The following is a 733-nucleotide window of genomic DNA, read 5'->3' as shown; positions in this document are numbered from 1 at the left end:
GGATCGGAGCTAGGCGGCCAGCTCAGCGAATTGTTTGAATGGACAGAGTCCGGGCGTGAATTGGCCCTTGCGGATCATGTGCGCCACCTCGATACCTGCAAGAGTTGCCGTGGCCGAGATAAAGGATTTGAAGCCGAGCATCGGACGGGTTCGCCTTTTGATGAAGCGATGATCTTGTTCCACTATGTTATTGAGGTATTTGCGTCTGACCATCTCGATCGGAACCGGGCAGCCAAAGCTTTTGAGCATTCTGTTAATGGCTTTGATGCCAGCTGTATTGGCGCCACTTTTGTCGATGACAATCTTCCTTGGTAAACCATTGACCTCTAGCATCCGGGCGAAGAACTTCGTTGCCGCTGGTTTGTTGCGCCGCTGGGACAGCATGAAATCAAGTGTCTTGCCGTGTTTATCTACTGCTCGGTAGAGGTAGACCCAACTGCCTTTCACTTTTATGTAAGTCTCATCCATTCGCCAGGAGCGGTCGCATGGCCCTTTGCGTCTGCGCGCTGCATCAGAAATAGCGCCACAATATCGTGTGACCCACCGGTTCAGCGTGGTGTGGTCGACTGAAACCCCGCGCTCGGCCATGATTTCTTCAAGATCACGATATGAGACACCGTAGCGGACGTAAAAGAACACTGCGAACAGGATTACATCCTTCGGATATTGCGCGCCTTTAAAGGAAATCATGAACTGGCTTTCGACTTGATATGACCGGCAGTCATTCACGCGC

Annotated in this window: 1 protein-coding gene; it reads right to left on the bottom strand. The window is 51.8% G+C overall.

The window, feature by feature from the left end; translation table 11 throughout:
- Positions 1-9: 9 nt before the first annotated feature.
- Positions 10-690 carry an IS6 family transposase gene (locus ACR0D7_RS19405; RefSeq protein ID WP_480680479.1) on the bottom strand — a complete coding sequence of 227 codons (681 nt, stop codon included), beginning with the start codon at positions 688-690 and terminating at the stop codon, positions 10-12.
- Positions 691-733 lie beyond the last annotated feature (43 nt).

The sequence above is a fragment of the Ruegeria sp. BB7 genome, from assembly GCF_056539365.1.
This window is presented reverse-complemented; position numbering and strand designations above follow the sequence as displayed.

Coding starts and splice junctions, on each gene's coding strand:
- ACR0D7_RS19405 (WP_480680479.1), bottom strand. CDS start 690: ATGATTTCCTTTAAAGGCGCGCAATATCCGAAGGATGTAATCCTGTTC.